This window comes from Sphingomonas metalli (genome assembly GCF_014641735.1).
Taxonomy (GTDB): Bacteria; Pseudomonadota; Alphaproteobacteria; order Sphingomonadales; family Sphingomonadaceae; genus Sphingomonas; species Sphingomonas metalli.
The window spans coordinates 921389-936384 of the sequence record NZ_BMIH01000001.1; the positions used below are offsets into that span (position 1 = coordinate 921389).

Below are 14996 nucleotides of genomic sequence, written 5' to 3' on the forward strand. Positions count from 1 at the left end.
GTCATGCGCTCCATTGCAGGATCAAACGCCCGCTGGCGGGGACGCGGAAGTCGATACGGTCGGGCGACTGGCCGTGTGCGCCAATCACCTCGCCGTGAACGCTGCTGAGGGTCGCCTCCGGCAGCCGCCGCCGCTTGCGGCGGACCAGCGACAGTCCGGCATGGCAGGTCTCGCCCGCGTCGAGGACGAGGGTCAGCGCCCGCTCGCCCGTCCGCTCGATCGCGCGGACGAAGACGTCGCAGAAGAGGAGGAAGGGCGCATCCTCGATCCGGTGGTGCGAGCGGCTGGCGAAGACCATCGCCGCGCCGCAGCCATAGATTTCCTGCCCCACCTTCCCCGGCCTCTCGCCATTGGCGTAGAGATCCTCGAGCGGGAAACTGAGCCTGGGATTGATCACGCCGCTCTGGTGCGGCGGTTCGGCGATGATGTCGGCGGGCAGCGCGTCGGGATAATAATACCAGGCGCGGTCGAGCGCGTAGCGGCAATATTCGCCGATCAGCATTCGCACCGCCGGCTCCAGATCCGGCCCGCTATCGGCCAGATACGCCTCGAACGCGGTGAAGCTGTCGAAACATTCGTAGATCGCCATATAGGGCGCATCGTGCAGGCAGGTCGCGCCGAGGAAGGTGCGATAATGCGCCGCGGGGCCGATCTCCGACTCCCAGATCTCGCAATTGTGGAAGAAGCTGGCGAGATAGACGTAGCTTTGCGACAGGTAGCGCGCGTCGTTGGTGATCCGCCACAGCCGCATGCACGCCGCCGCGCCCCAGGCGGTCAGGTTCGCCTGATATTCGAGGTTGAAGCGCATCCCGACCGCGGCATCGATCGCGGCCCGCGCCTCGTGCAGATAGGTCTCGTCATCGGTCAGCTGGTAACAGAGCAACATCAGATAGGCGTAGATGCCGCCGACATCGGTCTGGCCGAAACGGTCGTCGTTGCGCGCCCGCGTCTTCACGCTGAAGTCGCGGATGTCGTACATCACCGGCCACGCATAGTGGAAGTGATGCGCGGCGCGGATGCCATAGCCGATCGACTTCATCAGCAGCTCGCGCGCCACCTCGTCGCCGTTCAGCGCCAGCCGGGCGAAGTTGAGCAGCGGGTGATAGAGATACCAGCTGTCGACCGCGTCCGCATCCTTGTCGTCGCCGACATTGGGCAGGTAGCGGCGCACCGTTTCGAGCTCGGCATCGTAGAAGCGTGACAGGCCGGCGCGCAGCTTGGCTTCCAGCGGATGCGGATCGCCCCGCCAGCGGCCGTAATCAACGACTGCGGCGAGAACCGAGGCCTGCACCATCACGTCGGGATATTCCCCGTCGGGATAGGGCATGACGTAGAGATGGCCGTAATGCCGCCGCGTCGCCTGCGGCGCGGCCTCCAGATCCTTCAGCGTCCGTCCCGACCGGTCGACCCAGTCGCGATAGTCGGTGGGCGGCAGCGGCAGGGCCTTGTAGGCGATGCCGAGCATCTGGAGGAACTGGCGCGCCATCTCCAGCTCATCGTCCGCCGCCCAGTCGCGAAAGACGAGGATCGCGTCGGACATCATCACCGCCTCGCCCGCCGGCAGCGGGTTGACCGGCGGCGTGCCGCTCTGCGGCGGGGTGGGCGGCAGATAGCCCAGCTCCGGCCATTCGCCGCCCACCGCAGCGTCGGGCACGGTATCGGTGGCGCGGAAATAGGGGTTCAGCGTGGTAAGGTTCTGGACATAGAGCGTGCTGCCGAACGCAGGCTCGTCGAGCCGGAAATAGAGCAGCCCGCTATTCACCCCGCGCTGCGCCGCCTCGACCCGGCCGACCGCGCGGGCGGGATCGTCATCGGCGTCGAGGACATAGAGGTCGCGCGGGTGGAAGGGGATGAGGAGCGGCGCCCGCGGCGTCAGCCAGACCTGAAGCTGGAGGCGGTGGAGGTCCGCCTCGCTCGTCCGGATCGCGATCACGTGCCGGCCCAGCACGCTTTCCGCCTCCAGCCGCAGCACCTCGTCCGCTCCGGGCGGCAGGATGCGGACGTCGAAGCCGCCATCGGACACCCAGGCCGCGCGCAGCGCCAGCCCACCCCTGCCCGGCCGGCGGATGAACAGCCAGATCGAGTCCGATCCCTGCGCGACCTCCACGCCCAGGTCGCCGAGACCGAAGTCCTCGATCTTCTCCAGCTTCTTCCCCAGCAGTTCCGCCCGCAGACCCAGCACGAAAGCACTAAGTCCCGGCACCTCTTCTGCCATCTTGATCTTCGTCAATGTTTGGGAGGCCACCGCATCTACCTTCCTGCTCACCTGCGTTATTGATCGTTGTTTACCGCAAGCTTGTCTGTTCGACAGTTTTGCTGGAACACATCCGACGCGGTCGGGTTCAACCCGGGCGACGACTTTCGTCGCTGCATGGATCAAACAAGCGGGAGAAGAGGATCATGGCGACCGGCCACGACGCACTGCGCGAGATATTCGTCACCGGGCTGCGCAATGCCCATGCGGTGGAAAAGCAGGCGCTCTCGATAATGACGCCGCAGATTTCGCGGATCGAACACTATCCCGAGGTCGCCGACCGGCTGCGCCTGCATGTCGACGAGACCAACAGCCAGATCGCCCGCCTCGACGAGATCCTGGCCGGCTTCGACACCAGCGCCTCCGCGCTCAAGGATACGGCGCTCAGCATGACCGGCGGCATGGCGGCGATCACCCACAGCGTGGCCGGCGACGAGATCGTCAAGAACAGCTTCGCCAACTACGCCTTCGAGCATTTCGAGATCGCCAGCTACAAGTCGCTGATCGTGCTGGCCGAGGATGGCGGCTTCGCGCAGGCCGCGCCGCTGCTCAAACAGTCGCTGGACGAGGAAGTGTCGATGGCGCGCTGGATCGACGAGTCGCTGCCGCTCGTCACCCGCCGCTACGTCCAGCTCTATGCCGAGGCGGGCAGCATGGAGGCCAAGGTCTGATGACGACCCCCGCCGCGCGCAGCTCGCGCCACCCGGCCCTGACCGCGGCGGGGACGCTGGCGGTCGCGGCGGGGGCGGCATGGCTGTTCAGCCTGATCCGCCAGCCTTCGGTCGAGACGCGGACCCTTGACCGGCTGAACCCTCGGCCCCCGCGGCACGACCCGCCCAGCGCCGCCGACATCCGGGTGATCTGACATGCGCATCCATCATCTCAACTGCGGCACCTGCTGTCCGATGGGCGGACGCCTGTTCGACGGGCGGAGCGACGGAGCGCGCGGCCATCTGGTCTGCCACTGCCTGCTGATCGAGACCAATTACGGGCTGGTGCTGGTCGATACCGGCTTCGGGACCAAGGATGTCGAGCGGCCCCGCCCGCGCCTGTCGCCCTTCTTCCTGACGCTCAACAACATCCAGCTCCGCCGCGAGGAGACGGCGGCGGCGCAGGTCCGCCGGCTGGGCTTCGCGCCCGAGGACGTGCGGCACATCATCGTCTCGCATCTCGATTTCGACCATGCCGGCGGCCTGGAGGATTTCCCCAAGGCCACCGTCCATGTGACCGCGCGCGAAAAGGAGGTTGCCGACCAGCAGCGTGGCGGCGCGTTCGTCGGCACGCGGCGCTATCGCCCGATGCAGTGGGACGCAGTGGAGGATTGGCGGCTCTACCCGTTCGGCGGAGGCGAGCGGTGGTTCGGCTTCGACGCGGTGCGCGACCTCGACGGCCTGCCGCCCGAAATCCTGCTGATCCCGCTCCAGGGCCATACATGGGGCCATGCCGGGGTGGCGGTGAAGGAGAATGACGGCAACTGGCTGCTCTACGCGTCCGACGCCTATTTCTACCGCGGCGAGATCGGCGGCGCGCGGCACGAATGCACCCCGGCGCTGCGCGGCTACCAGACGATGATGGAGGTCGACCGCGCGGCGCGGCTGGCGAACCTCGAACGTCTGCGCGCGCTGGACCGGGAGCATGGCAGCGAGGTGCGGATTTTCTGCGCGCACGATGTGGCGGAGTTCGAGTTGCTGGCGGGTCAGAGTTGAAGCGGTTGCAGCCCCTCCCCTGAAGGGGGGGGAGAAGCCCGCCCTCACTCCGCCCCCTTATGCCCCGCGATCAAGAACTCCACATTCCCCTCAGGCCCGGTGATCGGACTCGCCACCATCCCCTCGACCCGCCAGCCCGCACCCGTCAGCCATGTTTCGACCTCCGCGCACACCCGCGCATGGACCGCCGGATCGCGCACCACGCCGCCCTTGCCGACCTCTTCGCGCCCCGCCTCGAACTGCGGCTTGATCAGCGCCAGCAGTCGCGCGCCGACCCGCGCGAAGGTCAGCGGCCGTTCCAGCACCTTGGCCAGCCCGATGAAGCTCGCGTCGCACACGATCAGGTCGACCGGCTCGGGAATATGCTCCGCCGTCAGGATGCGCGCGCTGGTCTGTTCGTGGACGATGACCCGCGGGTCCTGCCGCAGCTTCCACGCCAGCTGGTTGGTGCCGCTGTCGACCGCATAGACCCGCGCCGCGCCACGGGTCAGCAGCACGTCGGTGAAGCCGCCGGTCGAGGAGCCGACATCGATCGCCACCGCGCCGGTCACGTCCCAGCCCCAGTGATCGAGGCCATGGGCCAGCTTGATCCCGCCGCGCGACACCCAGGGATGGTCGCGCCCGCGCACGTCGAGCACCGTCTCGGCGGCGAGTTGCTGCCCCGGCTTCTCCACCTTGCGATCGCCGGCGAAGACCAGCCCCGCCATGATCAGCGCCTGCGCCCGCGCGCGCGATTCCGCCAGCCCGCGGTCGACGAGCATCTGGTCGGCCCGCTGTTTCGCCATCGTCGTCCCTGCCATGATTGCGCCGCCATATCGCTGTCAGGGGGGCGGGTTCGCAAGGGATCAGGCGGGATGCGGGGCTTGCCCGCCCGACGGGAGAGGCGATAACAGCCGGCCGATATGGAAGGACGCATGACCCTTCGCCCGCTCGCGGCGCTGATCGCTGCCGGTGCCGCGCTTGCCGCCCCCGTCGCGGCGCAGGTCGCGCCGTTCGACCTCACCGGCCCGCAGCTGACGGTGACGGTCGCGCGCGGCAAGACGGTGCTGCCGGTGGCTGAGGTTCCCAATCTGGCCGCGGGCGACCGGCTGACCGTGGCGGCAGACCTGCCGGCGGACCAGTCCGCCCGCTATCTGCTCGTCGTCGCCTTCCTGCGCGGCGCGACCAATCCGCCGCCCAAGAACTGGTTCTTCGAGGCAGAGACGTGGAAGCCGAAGAAGAACCGGCTGACCATTACCGTGCCGGCCGGTGCCGGACAGGCGATCGCCTTCCTCGCGCCTGCCACCGGCGGCGATTTCGGCACGCTGCTCGATGCGGTGCGCGGCCGGCCCGGGGCGTTCGTGCGCGCGTCGCAGGATCTCAACCAGGCCTCGCTCGACCGGGCGCGGCTCGACGCCTATGTCGCCGGGATCAACCGCCGCGATACGGAGGGGGGCGTGCGGCTCGAGCAGGTGTCGCCGCTGCTCGCGCGCAGCCTGTCGATCCGGCTGAAGGACGAGTGCCTCACCCGTCCGCCCGAATCACAGGCGGGCTGCCTGACCGGCGGCAGCGAGGCGCTGATCCTCAGCGACGGGCACAGCACGACGCTGGCCGAGGCGCTGACCGGCACGCCGACCGACCTCGCCTATCAGCTCAGCGCCACGCCGCAGGGTGGGTACGGCTATTACAGCCCCTATATCGGCGTGATCCGCGACGTCGCCCGGCTGCTCGGCGCGTTCCGCACCGCCAGCTTCCAGTATATCCCCGCGCTGGCGACGCATGAGGGCGACCGGCTGAAGCTGCTGCTCAACGCCGTGCCGTCGTTCAGCCGGCCCAAGTCGGTGCTGGTCGCCGCCCTGCCCCCGGTCAGCCCGCCGGTGCCGCCGCCGCTGCGCGCGACGCACCCCGACGCGCGGCTGTGCCTGACCCGGCCAGGGCTGGTGCTGCCGGTGGAGGGCGCGCCGCTGATCCACGCCACCCGCTACGCCCGCGACCTGTCCTTGCGCCTGACCGCGAAGGACGGGCGCGAGATCGACCTGCCCCTCGCCTCCGATGCGGAGCGAGGCGGACTGACGGTGGCGGTCGACACGCTCAGGCCCGACGATTTCGAGCCGGACCTGGTCGGCCGCATCCACGGCCGCTGGGGGTTCGAGCCGTTCGAGGGGCCGCGCCTCTCCTTCCAGATCCCCCGCGCCGCGGGCTGGCGTACGCCCGAGGGGGCGGATGCGCTGGTGGTCGGGCGCGACAATGTGCTGGCGCTGGCCGGGCCCGGTGCCGCCTGTGTCGAGGGGATGACGCTGACCGCCAAGGGCAGCGCGCCGCGGCCGGTCGCCTTCGAGGCGAAGGACGGGCTGGTCGCGACCCTGCCGCTCGCCGGAATGGCGCCGGGACCGATGACGCTGTCGGTGCGGCTCGCCGGGCTGGGCGAGCCGGTGACGATCCCGCTCACCGCCTATGCGGAAGCGGGTCGGGTCGACGGCTTCACGCTCCATGCCGGCGACGCCGCAGGCGTGCTGGCCGGCGGCCGGCTGGATACCGTCGCCGCGCTGACGGTCGAGGGCATGCGCTTCCGGCCCGGCGGGCTCAGCCGCGCGGGGGGCAGCGACCGGCTGGAGATGCAGGCCGAGACCGCGCCCGCGCTGGCGCCGGGCGAGCGGGCGGGACGCGTGTCGCTGGTCGACGGCCGCACGCTGCCGGTGCGCGTCACCGTCGCCCCGCCTCGCCCGGTCGCCGCCCTGATCGCGCGCACCGTGGCATCGGTGCCGGTGGCCGGCACGCTGCCCGTCGCACTGCCGGACGGCGCGCTTGCGCCCGGCGACCGGCTGACCTTCTCGCTCCGGACGGGCGCGACGACGCGTCTGTCGCCGGGCGACCGGGTCGAGGTGGCCAGCGATGCGACGCGGGCGCTGCTGCCGCTCCAGTTGCAGGACGCGGGCGTCGGGATCGCGACGCTGGTGCCCGGTGAGGCGCTGGGGCCGGCGGCGGCGGGGCCGCTGCGCTGGCGGCTGGTGCAGGGCGACGCGGCCGGCGACTGGCAGCCGCTGGCGACGCTCGTACGGCTGCCCCGCATCCGCGAAGCCGCCTGTGCGGACGGCCGTTGCGTGATCAAGGGTCGCGACCTGTTCCTGCTCGCGGCGCTGGGGCCGGTCAGCGTGCCGGACGGCTTCACGGGCGAGGCGCTATCGCTGCCGGCGACAGCGGACGGGCGGCTTGCGCTGCAACTGCGTGACGCGCCCGGCCTGGCGGCGAGCGTCGCGGTCGGCAGCTGATGCGACGGGCACAAAAAAAGGCCGGGACAAGCCCGGCCGTGCAAGTTTTTAGGAGAGGATGCCTGAAAGGCGTGTTTCTTTTGCAGCGCAGCACAGCCTTTCGCAAGTGTTAAAGTTAGCGGTATCAATGCAAAATTTGCAATCATGTCGCTAAGCGGTGGATTTTGGGACCGTTCGGTCCTCGACGTCGCGCGCGCGCTGATCGGCTGTCGGCTGCTGGTCGACGGCGTCGGCGGGATCATCGTGGAGACCGAGGCCTATCATGCCGGCGACCCGGCCTCGCACAGTTTCGTCGGCCCCCGTCCGCGCACCGCGGCGATGTTCGGCCCGGTGGGGCATGCCTATGTCTACCGCAGCTATGGCCTGCACTGGTGCATGAACATCGTCGGCGGCGCCGAGACCGCCGCGGCGGTGCTGCTCCGCGCGCTCGAGCCGACGGACGGGCTGAAGACGATGATCGCGCGTCGCGGCCTCGACGATCCGCGCCTGCTGTGCAGCGGCCCCGGCCGGATCTGCGCGGCGCTGGGGATCACCGGCGCGATGAACGGCCTGCCACTCGACATGCCACCCTTCGCGCTGTTGCCGGCGGAGGGTGTGGCGGAGGTGCTGGTAGGACCGCGGATCGGGATCACCAAGGCGGCGGCGGAGCCCTGGCGGTTCGGAATGAGGGGGTCGCGGTTTCTGAGCCGGCCTTTTCGATAGAGTGGTCGGGAGGCGTATGAACTCTCGCACAATAACTACCGTCATCCCCGCGAAGGCGGGGATCCAGACGCGCGGGAGCCTTCCGCATCACTCGCAAACGTCAGAGGCTATGGATCCCCGCCTTCGCGGGGATGACGATGGAGAGGGGCGAAGGTCTCACCAAGGCCGGGATAACAGCGGATAGAGCCCCACGCTCCAGCCCGTCACACGCTCAACCAGCCCGCCCCATCACCGCCCGCCGGGCGGGCAGTGCCGCCTTGATCGCGAGCTTTTCCGCCAGCGGGCGGGCGCCCCAGCCGGCGATCTCGTCGATCGTGCGGGTGCAGCCGCGGCACCAGCCGGTGACCGGGTCGATCTCGCAGATGTTGACGCAGGGGCTGCGCGCGTCGGCGGGCTCCGGCGGCAGATACTCGATCACGGGCGGGCGGCGATCCCGACATTGAGGAAGTCGGGCACCGGGCCGTTCCAGCCGCCCGCATCCGCCGGCTCCGCCTCATCGCGACGCACGTCGTCGCGGCGCGGTTCGCGATACTCGGCGCGCGGCGTCTCGCGGCGGGGCGCGGCGCGCTCCTCTCGACGGGCGCGGGGTGCCCGCTCTTCCACCGGGCGGCGATCGCGGCGCGCGCGGCGAGGTCGCCCTGACTCCTCGCCATCCGCAGCCGCGGGCACCGCGGTTGGCGCCGGCGCCTCCAACCGGGCGATCTTCTGCCCGGTCAGCTTCTCGATATTGTCGACATTCTCGGCATCGTCGGGCGCGACGAAGGTATAGGCCGTACCCGTCGCCCCGGCCCGGCCGGTGCGGCCGATACGGTGGACATAGTCGTCCGGATGCCAGGGCGCGTCGAAGTTGAAGACGTGGCTGACGCCCTTGATGTCGAGCCCGCGCGCCGCGACGTCGGAGGCGACGAGGATGTTGACCTCGCCCCGGCGGAACAGGTCGAGCTCGGCGAGGCGCTGGGGCTGTTCCATGTCGCCATGGATCTCGCCCGACCGGAAGCCGTGCCGCTTCAGCGACTTGTTCAGCTCGCGCACCGTCGTCTTGCGGTTGCAGAAGATCACCGCGCTCGACACTTCGGGCTGGGCGAGCAGCTGGCGGAGGCGCTCGCGCTTGTCGACCGCGGAGGCCTTCACCGGCACCAGCCACTGGGTGATGTTGGTGTTGGTCGAGGCGGGGCGCGCCACCTCGATCTGCTTGGGATTGTCGAGGAACTTGTCCGCCAGCTTCTTGATCGGCGGCGGCATCGTCGCCGAGAAGAGCAGGGTCTGGCGCTGCTTGGGCAGCTTGGAGCAGATCTCCTCGATATCGGGGATGAACCCCATGTCGAGCATGCGGTCCGCCTCGTCGATCACCAGCATCGAGCAGCCGGTCAGCAGCACGTTGCCGCGACCGAACAGGTCCATCAGCCGCCCCGGCGTCGCGATCAGCACGTCGACGCCCTTCTCCAGCGCCTTCACCTGGTCGCCCATCGAGACGCCGCCGATCAGCAGCGCCATCGACAGCTTGTGCTGGCGGCCATATTTCTCGAAATTCTCCGCGACCTGCGCGGCGAGTTCGCGCGTCGGCTCCAGGATCAGGCTGCGCGGCATGCGCGCGCGGGTGCGGCCGTGCGCCAGGATGTCGATCATCGGCAGCACGAAGCTGGCCGTCTTGCCGGTGCCCGTCTGCGCGATGCCGATAATGTCGCGCATCATCAGCACGGGCGGGATGGCGGCCGCCTGGATCGGCGTCGGCTCGGAATAGCCCGCCTCTGCGACCGCGCGCAGGAGTTCGTCGGAAAGGCCGAGATCGGCAAAGGGCATGCAAGCGTCCGGGAAAAGGGGTGCGCGCCCCCTTCGCGCGCGATGTTGCCGCGCTTGCCGAACACGGGCGAAATGTCAAGGTAAAGCGGTCTGGGAAGGGGTGAGTCTACGCGCTCACCGCGGCTGGAGGGTACGAAAGGCCTCGATCGCGCATTTCGCGCCGGATCGGATGCGGATGACGTCGCGCTTGGCGCAGATCTGGCCGTCGCTGCCCGGACGCAGGTACAGCCCCGAATAGAAGTCCGCCGAGCGGCAATCCCCGTCGAGTCGCGCGCGCATCCAGCGGCCATCGGCGAGAAGCAGGTCGATCGCGCTGGTCGAGGTGATCGCCGCCGCCGCCAGCTGGGTCATGCCCAGGCATTTGGGGCCCTTGCGCTCCTTCCAGTCGCGGCGCGGCGCGACGATGCGCTGGATCGGCGCGGCGACCATGCGCGGCACGCGGATCGTGATGCGCTCGTGGATCGTCACCTGCGCCGACGCGTCCGGCAGATCGGCGAACGCCATCGCCGTGGAGGCGAGCGACAGGATCGACAGGGGCAGGGCGGCGTGCAGCATGGGCAGGTTCTGCGCCTTGCCCGGAATCGTTGAACAACCGCTGAACCGGCCATGACAAAATCATGGCGCCACTTCCGATCCCTGCGGCAGGCGGCGCCGCTGCGTCATGGCCGGCGGCGTGACTTTCGCGCGCGCGCGCGGTAGCGGATCGGCGCATGACTCCAGCGCAAACGGCGATGGTCGCCGATCTGTCCCGCGTGCTCGATCCGGCCGGGATCGTCACCGACCCGGCGGCGATCGCGCCCTGGACCGTCGACTGGCGGCAGCGGTGGAAGGGCGTCACCCCCGCCATCCTCGCCCCGCGCAGCACCGCGGAGGTGGCAGAGGTGGTGCGGGCGGCGGCGCGCCACCGCGTCCCCCTCGTGCCGCAGGGAGGCAACAGCTCGATGGTCGGCGGCGCCACCCCGCCGGAGGACGGCAGCGCCCTGATCCTCTCCCTGCGGCGGATGACCGCGATCCGCAGCCTGTCGCCCTCGCTCGCGGTCGCGGAGGCGGGCGTGATCCTGCAGACGCTCAACGCGGCGGCGCTGACGATCGGCTCCCGCTTTCCGCTGACCCTGGGCGCGCGCGGCAGCGCGACGGTCGGCGGGCTCGTCTCGACCAATGCCGGCGGCACGCAGGTGCTGCGCTTCGGCACGATGCGCGGGCTGGTGGCGGGGGTGGAGGCGGTGCTGGCGGACGGCACCGTGCATGACGGCACCGGCGCGCTCGCCAAGGACAATCGCGGCTACAGCCTCGACCAGCTGCTGATCGGGGCGGAGGGAACGCTGGGCGTGGTCACGGCCGCCGCGCTCCGGCTCGTGCCCGCCGTGGTCGCGCGCGCGGTCGCCTGGGCCGGGGTCGCCGATCCGGCGGCGGCGCTGGCGCTGCTGCGCCGGTTCCAGGCGGCGGGCGACGCGGTCGAGAGCTTCGAGATCCTGCCCGCCGAGACGCTCGACGCCGCGCTCGCCCATCTGCCCGATGCGCGCGCGCCGCTGCACGGCCGGCATCCCTGGCACCTGCTGATCGAGGCGACCGCCGCCTCCGCCGAGGTCGAGCCGCCCGCCGCCTTCGTCGAGCGGGTGCTGGCGCAGGCCCTGTCCGACGGGCTGGTCGCCGATGCGACGATCGCCGCCAGCGAGGCGCAGGCGGAGGCGTTCTGGCGGCTGCGCGACTCGCTGTCGGATGCGGAGCGCGCGCAGGGCCCGGCGACCCAGCACGACATCGCCGTGCCCGTGGACGCCATGCCGCGCTTCATGGTCGAGGCGGCGGCGGCGTGCGAGGCGCGCTTTCCGGGCACGCGGGCGTCGGGCTTCGGCCATCTGGGCGACGGCAACATCCATTTCCACGTGCGCGCGCCGCGGGTGGTCGACCGCGACCGCTGGTTCGGCAAGGATGCGCCCGCGATCAGCCGCTTCGTCCACGATCTGGTGACGCAGGCGGGCGGCACGATCAGCGCCGAGCACGGCATCGGCCAGATGAAGCGCGAGGAACTGGCGCGGCTCGCCCCGCCGGGGCGGCTGGCGGCGCTCGCCGCGATCAAGGGTGCGCTCGACCCGCTCGGCATCCTCAACCCCGGCAAGCTGCTTGCACCCGCTTCCCCGCCGCAATAGTGCGGCGGGTCTTGGGCGTCGGGCGGGGGGCTCGCGCTGTCGATCGATCGGAGTGAGACCATGGCCAGCGCGCCGCAACTGCCGCTTTTCTACAACGGGCTGGAGCCGCTCTCCAGCAACACCCATGCCGACTGGCGCATCCGCCCGCAGGAAACCGCCCCCTTCCTGATCGGCCAGCACGCGATTCCGCTGACGGTCGAGGAATTCCCGTTGGCGCAGCGCAACTTCCCGATCGTCTTCTCGGTCGGCGAGGATGCGATCCCGCTCGGGCTGATGGGCCTGAACGAGGGCGTCAACGTCTTCGTCGATTCGACTGGCGCGGTGACCGAGAACATCTATGTCCCGGCCTATATCCGCCGCTACCCCTTCATGCTCGCGCGGCTGCGCCCGGATACCGAGGAGCTGTCGCTGTGCTTCGACCCGGCATCGCCGGCGCTGGGCGCGTTCGAGGATGGCGACAAGCTGTTCGACGGCGACCAGCCGAGCGAGGCGACCAAGCAGATCCTGGGCTTCAACGAGACGTTCGAGCAGGCCGGCCAGCGCACCCAGGCGTTCGTGCGCGAGCTGCGCGAGCTGGAGCTGCTGATGGACGGCGAGGTCACGATCGAGCTGACCGGGGCGCCCCAGCCCTTCGTCTATCGCGGCTTCCAGATGGTCAACGAGGAGAAGCTGGCGAACCTGCGCGGCGACCAGCTGCGCAAGATGAGCCAGTCGGGCATGCTGCCGCTGATCTATGCGCACCTCTTCTCGCTGTCGCTGATGCGCGACATCTTCGCGCGTCAGGCCCAGCAGAACGGCACGCCCCAGCCGGCGCCGGTGCCCACCTTCTGAAGGGACGGGGGGGGGGGGGCTGGTGCGCAGAGCGCGCCGCCGCCCTCCCCCTCCGACGGCCCTGACGGGCCGCCACCTCCCCCTGACAGGGGAGGATCGGCCGTAAATCCCTCCGCCCCGCCAGGGGGAGGTGGCACGTGCCAGCGTGACGGAGGGGGCGGATGGCGGCACTCTCGCCATCAGCACGCCCATTGCCTTACCAACAAACAAGCCTAGGCTGGCCGCTCCTGAGGGGAGTCACCGCCGCATGAGCATCCGCACCGATCCGGTCGTACGCTACTCGACCGTCGCGATCTGGTTCCACTGGACGATCGCGGTGCTCGTGATCCTGAACCTCGTCATCGGCATCGCGCACGACGCGATCGGCGGCATGGCGCTGCACAAGCCGATCGGCCTCACCGTGCTGGCGCTGACCGCGGCGCGGGTCGCCTGGCGGCTGACCCATCGCCCGCCGCCGCTGCCCGGCCATATCCGCGCGCACGAACGTGCGCTGGCCCATGGCGTCCACTGGGCGCTCTATGCGCTGATGATCGCGATGCCGGTGACGGGCTGGATGATGGTCTCCGGCGGCCCGGTGCGCCGGCCGCTGACCTGGTTCGGCCTGTTCGACGTGCCCTATCTGCCCGTCGGCGAGGCGGGCGGCGGCTTCGGGCATGAGGCGCACGAGCTGCTCGGCTGGCTGATGCTGGCGCTGGTCGTGCTCCACATCGCCGCGGCGCTCCGCCACCGCCTGCTGCTGCGCGACCGGGTGCTGGCGCGGATGGCGCCGGCGCTGGACCGGTAGGCCGGCGCATGAGGGGTTGAGCTTGCCCGACCTCTACCGTTCGCCCTGAGCGCAGTCGAAGGGCCTGAAAGCCACCTGTGCTTCGACCTCGCTCAGCACGAACGGATTCATGTGAAGTCATCCGGCTGTAGCGACTGAACGTCCCTCGTCGCCCCAGCGAAGGCTGGGGCCTCCCGCGGCTCCTGCAATGGCAGACCCCGAAGATCCCAGCCTTCGCTGGGATGACGATAGTGGCTGGGCAGATCAGGTCGGCAGCCGAACCGCCGACCGCCCCCTCAGGCCGAACCCTCGCTGATATCCGGCAGGCGCGCCTGATCCACCCCGTCGGCCGGCCCGCCGATCAGCACGAAACGGCGGTCGCAATAGCCGCAGTCGATATAGCCTTCCTCGTCGATCTGCAGCCAGACGCGCGGGTGGCCCAGCGCGGCGCCGCCGGGAATGTCGGCCGCACCGTCACAGGCGACGCGGGTCTGGGTGGTGCGAGTCACTTCGAGCGGCGGATGCATGCGCGCCCGATAGCAAAGCGCATTGTCGTCAGGCAAGCCACGGCCTATCGCGAGCGCCATGACTCCGGCCGATACGACCGCCGCGATCGCGATAAGCGATTTGTGCAAGACCTATGCGGGCGGCAAGCGCGCGCTCGACGGCGTCTCGTTCGAGGTACCGCGCGGCACCATCTTCGGGCTGCTCGGCCCCAATGGCGCGGGCAAGTCGACCTTGATCAACATCCTGGCCGGGCTGGTCAACAAGACCAGCGGCAGCGCCTCCATCTGGGGGTTCGACATCGACGCGCATCCGCGCAACGCCAAGGCGTCGATCGGGATCGTCAACCAGGAGATCCTGTTCGATCCCTTCTTCACCCCGGTCGAGACGCTGGAGATCCAGGCCGGCCTCTACGGCGTGCCCAAGGCGCAGCGCCGCTCGCTGGAGCTGCTGCGCGCCGTGCATCTGGAGGACAAGGCCAACGCCTATGCCCGCACCCTGTCGGGGGGCATGAAGCGGCGGCTGATGGTCGCCAAGGCGATGGTCCATTCGCCCCCCGTGCTGGTGCTCGACGAGCCTACCGCGGGCGTCGACATCCAGCTGCGCCAGCAATTGTGGGACTATGTGCGCGAGCTCAACGCGGGCGGGGTGACGGTGGTGCTGACCACCCATTATCTCGAAGAGGCCGAGGAGCTGTGCGACCGCATCGCAATCATCAACCATGGCCGCGTCGTCGCCAACGAGCCGACCCGCACGCTGGTCGGCCGCGCGCAGGAGAAGGTGGTGGAGGTGACGGTCGACCGCGACCTGACGACCGCTCCCGACGCGCCCTGTTTCCAGAAGGTCGAGGTGAAGGGCGAGCGCGTGCTGGCGGTCACCTATCGCAAGGACGTCGCCAATGCCGGCGACGTGCTGGGCGCGATCACCGCGCAGGGTCTGGGCATCGTCGACGTCACGACTCGCGAGGCGGACCTGGAGGACGTGTTCCTCAGCCTGGTCGGCGAACCGACCTGAACCGTACAAAGGCCGGATTTTGCGGGA

15 protein-coding genes are annotated in these 14996 nt (G+C 70.0%); 9 read left to right on the forward strand and 6 right to left on the reverse strand.

All coding sequences use genetic code 11. From position 1 onward, the window contains the following. Window position 1 precedes the first annotated feature (1 nt). A complete protein-coding gene (locus IEX18_RS04695) occupies window positions 2-2215 on the reverse strand; it encodes a hypothetical protein (protein ID WP_188657841.1) in 2214 nt (737 codons plus the stop codon). Window positions 2216-2400: 185 nt separating this feature from the next. On the opposite strand from IEX18_RS04695, the gene IEX18_RS04700 reads away from it, so the two are divergent. From IEX18_RS04700 to IEX18_RS04710, 3 genes are read left to right on the forward strand one after another with little or no spacing between them, the layout of a single operon-like run. Then, window positions 2401-2925, forward strand: a complete 525-nt coding sequence (locus IEX18_RS04700) for a ferritin-like domain-containing protein (RefSeq protein ID WP_188657520.1) — start codon at window positions 2401-2403, stop codon at window positions 2923-2925. Beyond that, on the forward strand, window positions 2925-3119 hold the full coding sequence (locus tag IEX18_RS04705; RefSeq protein WP_188657521.1) for a hypothetical protein: 195 nt from the start codon (window positions 2925-2927) through the stop codon (window positions 3117-3119). Before IEX18_RS04700 ends, IEX18_RS04705 begins: the two co-directional genes overlap by 1 nt. A 1-nt stretch (window position 3120) precedes the next feature. After that, window positions 3121-3960, forward strand: a complete 840-nt coding sequence (locus IEX18_RS04710) for an MBL fold metallo-hydrolase (RefSeq protein WP_188657522.1) — start codon at window positions 3121-3123, stop codon at window positions 3958-3960. Between the two features lie 44 nt (window positions 3961-4004). Here IEX18_RS04710 and IEX18_RS04715 read toward each other — a convergent pair whose 3' ends face one another. Then, on the reverse strand, window positions 4005-4745 hold the full coding sequence (locus IEX18_RS04715; protein WP_188657842.1) for a TlyA family RNA methyltransferase: 741 nt from the start codon (window positions 4743-4745) through the stop codon (window positions 4005-4007). 129 nt (window positions 4746-4874) lie between these two features. On the opposite strand from IEX18_RS04715, the gene IEX18_RS04720 reads away from it, so the two are divergent. Further along, a complete protein-coding gene (locus IEX18_RS04720; protein ID WP_188657523.1) occupies window positions 4875-7208 on the forward strand; it encodes a hypothetical protein in 2334 nt (777 codons plus the stop codon). A 144-nt stretch (window positions 7209-7352) separates the two neighbouring features. Further along, window positions 7353-7910: a DNA-3-methyladenine glycosylase gene (locus tag IEX18_RS04725; RefSeq protein ID WP_188657524.1), complete on the forward strand. Its 558-nt coding sequence runs from the start codon at window positions 7353-7355 to the stop codon at window positions 7908-7910. Window positions 7911-8121: 211 nt separating this feature from the next. On the opposite strand, the gene IEX18_RS04730 is transcribed toward IEX18_RS04725, so the two are convergent. The 3 genes from IEX18_RS04730 to IEX18_RS04740 all read right to left on the reverse strand — a co-directional run bounded on the left by IEX18_RS04730 (window position 8122) and on the right by IEX18_RS04740 (window position 10265). Beyond that, complete coding sequence (locus IEX18_RS04730) at window positions 8122-8328, reverse strand: DUF1289 domain-containing protein (protein ID WP_188657525.1); 207 nt, start codon at window positions 8326-8328, stop codon at window positions 8122-8124. Continuing rightward, complete coding sequence (locus tag IEX18_RS04735; protein WP_188657526.1) at window positions 8325-9710, reverse strand: DEAD/DEAH box helicase; 1386 nt, start codon at window positions 9708-9710, stop codon at window positions 8325-8327. Before IEX18_RS04735 ends, IEX18_RS04730 begins: the two co-directional genes overlap by 4 nt. Window positions 9711-9824: 114 nt before the next feature. Further along, complete coding sequence (locus IEX18_RS04740; protein ID WP_229664360.1) at window positions 9825-10265, reverse strand: hypothetical protein; 441 nt, start codon at window positions 10263-10265, stop codon at window positions 9825-9827. A gap of 155 nt (window positions 10266-10420) precedes the next feature. Here IEX18_RS04740 and IEX18_RS04745 point away from each other — a divergent pair, with 155 nt between their 5' ends. The 3 genes from IEX18_RS04745 to IEX18_RS04755 all read left to right on the forward strand — a co-directional run bounded on the left by IEX18_RS04745 (window position 10421) and on the right by IEX18_RS04755 (window position 13472). Beyond that, window positions 10421-11857 (forward strand): FAD-binding oxidoreductase, encoded by a 1437-nt coding sequence (locus IEX18_RS04745; protein WP_188657527.1) that lies wholly within the window; start codon window positions 10421-10423, stop codon window positions 11855-11857. A 60-nt stretch (window positions 11858-11917) separates the two neighbouring features. Further along, window positions 11918-12688 (forward strand): SapC family protein, encoded by a 771-nt coding sequence (locus IEX18_RS04750; protein WP_188657528.1) that lies wholly within the window; start codon window positions 11918-11920, stop codon window positions 12686-12688. A gap of 247 nt (window positions 12689-12935) precedes the next feature. Then, complete coding sequence (locus IEX18_RS04755; RefSeq protein ID WP_188657529.1) at window positions 12936-13472, forward strand: cytochrome b; 537 nt, start codon at window positions 12936-12938, stop codon at window positions 13470-13472. 275 nt (window positions 13473-13747) lie between these two features. On the opposite strand, the gene IEX18_RS04760 is transcribed toward IEX18_RS04755, so the two are convergent. After that, entirely contained in the window at window positions 13748-13978 is a 231-nt protein-coding gene (locus IEX18_RS04760; RefSeq protein ID WP_188657530.1) for a zinc-finger domain-containing protein, read from the reverse strand. 58 nt (window positions 13979-14036) lie between these two features. Between IEX18_RS04760 and IEX18_RS04765 the strand changes: the two genes are divergently transcribed. Continuing rightward, the gene (locus IEX18_RS04765; RefSeq protein ID WP_188657531.1) at window positions 14037-14969 is read left to right on the forward strand and encodes an ABC transporter ATP-binding protein; all 933 of its coding nucleotides are present in this window, start codon (window positions 14037-14039) and stop codon (window positions 14967-14969) included. The last annotated feature ends 27 nt before the right edge of the window (window positions 14970-14996 follow it).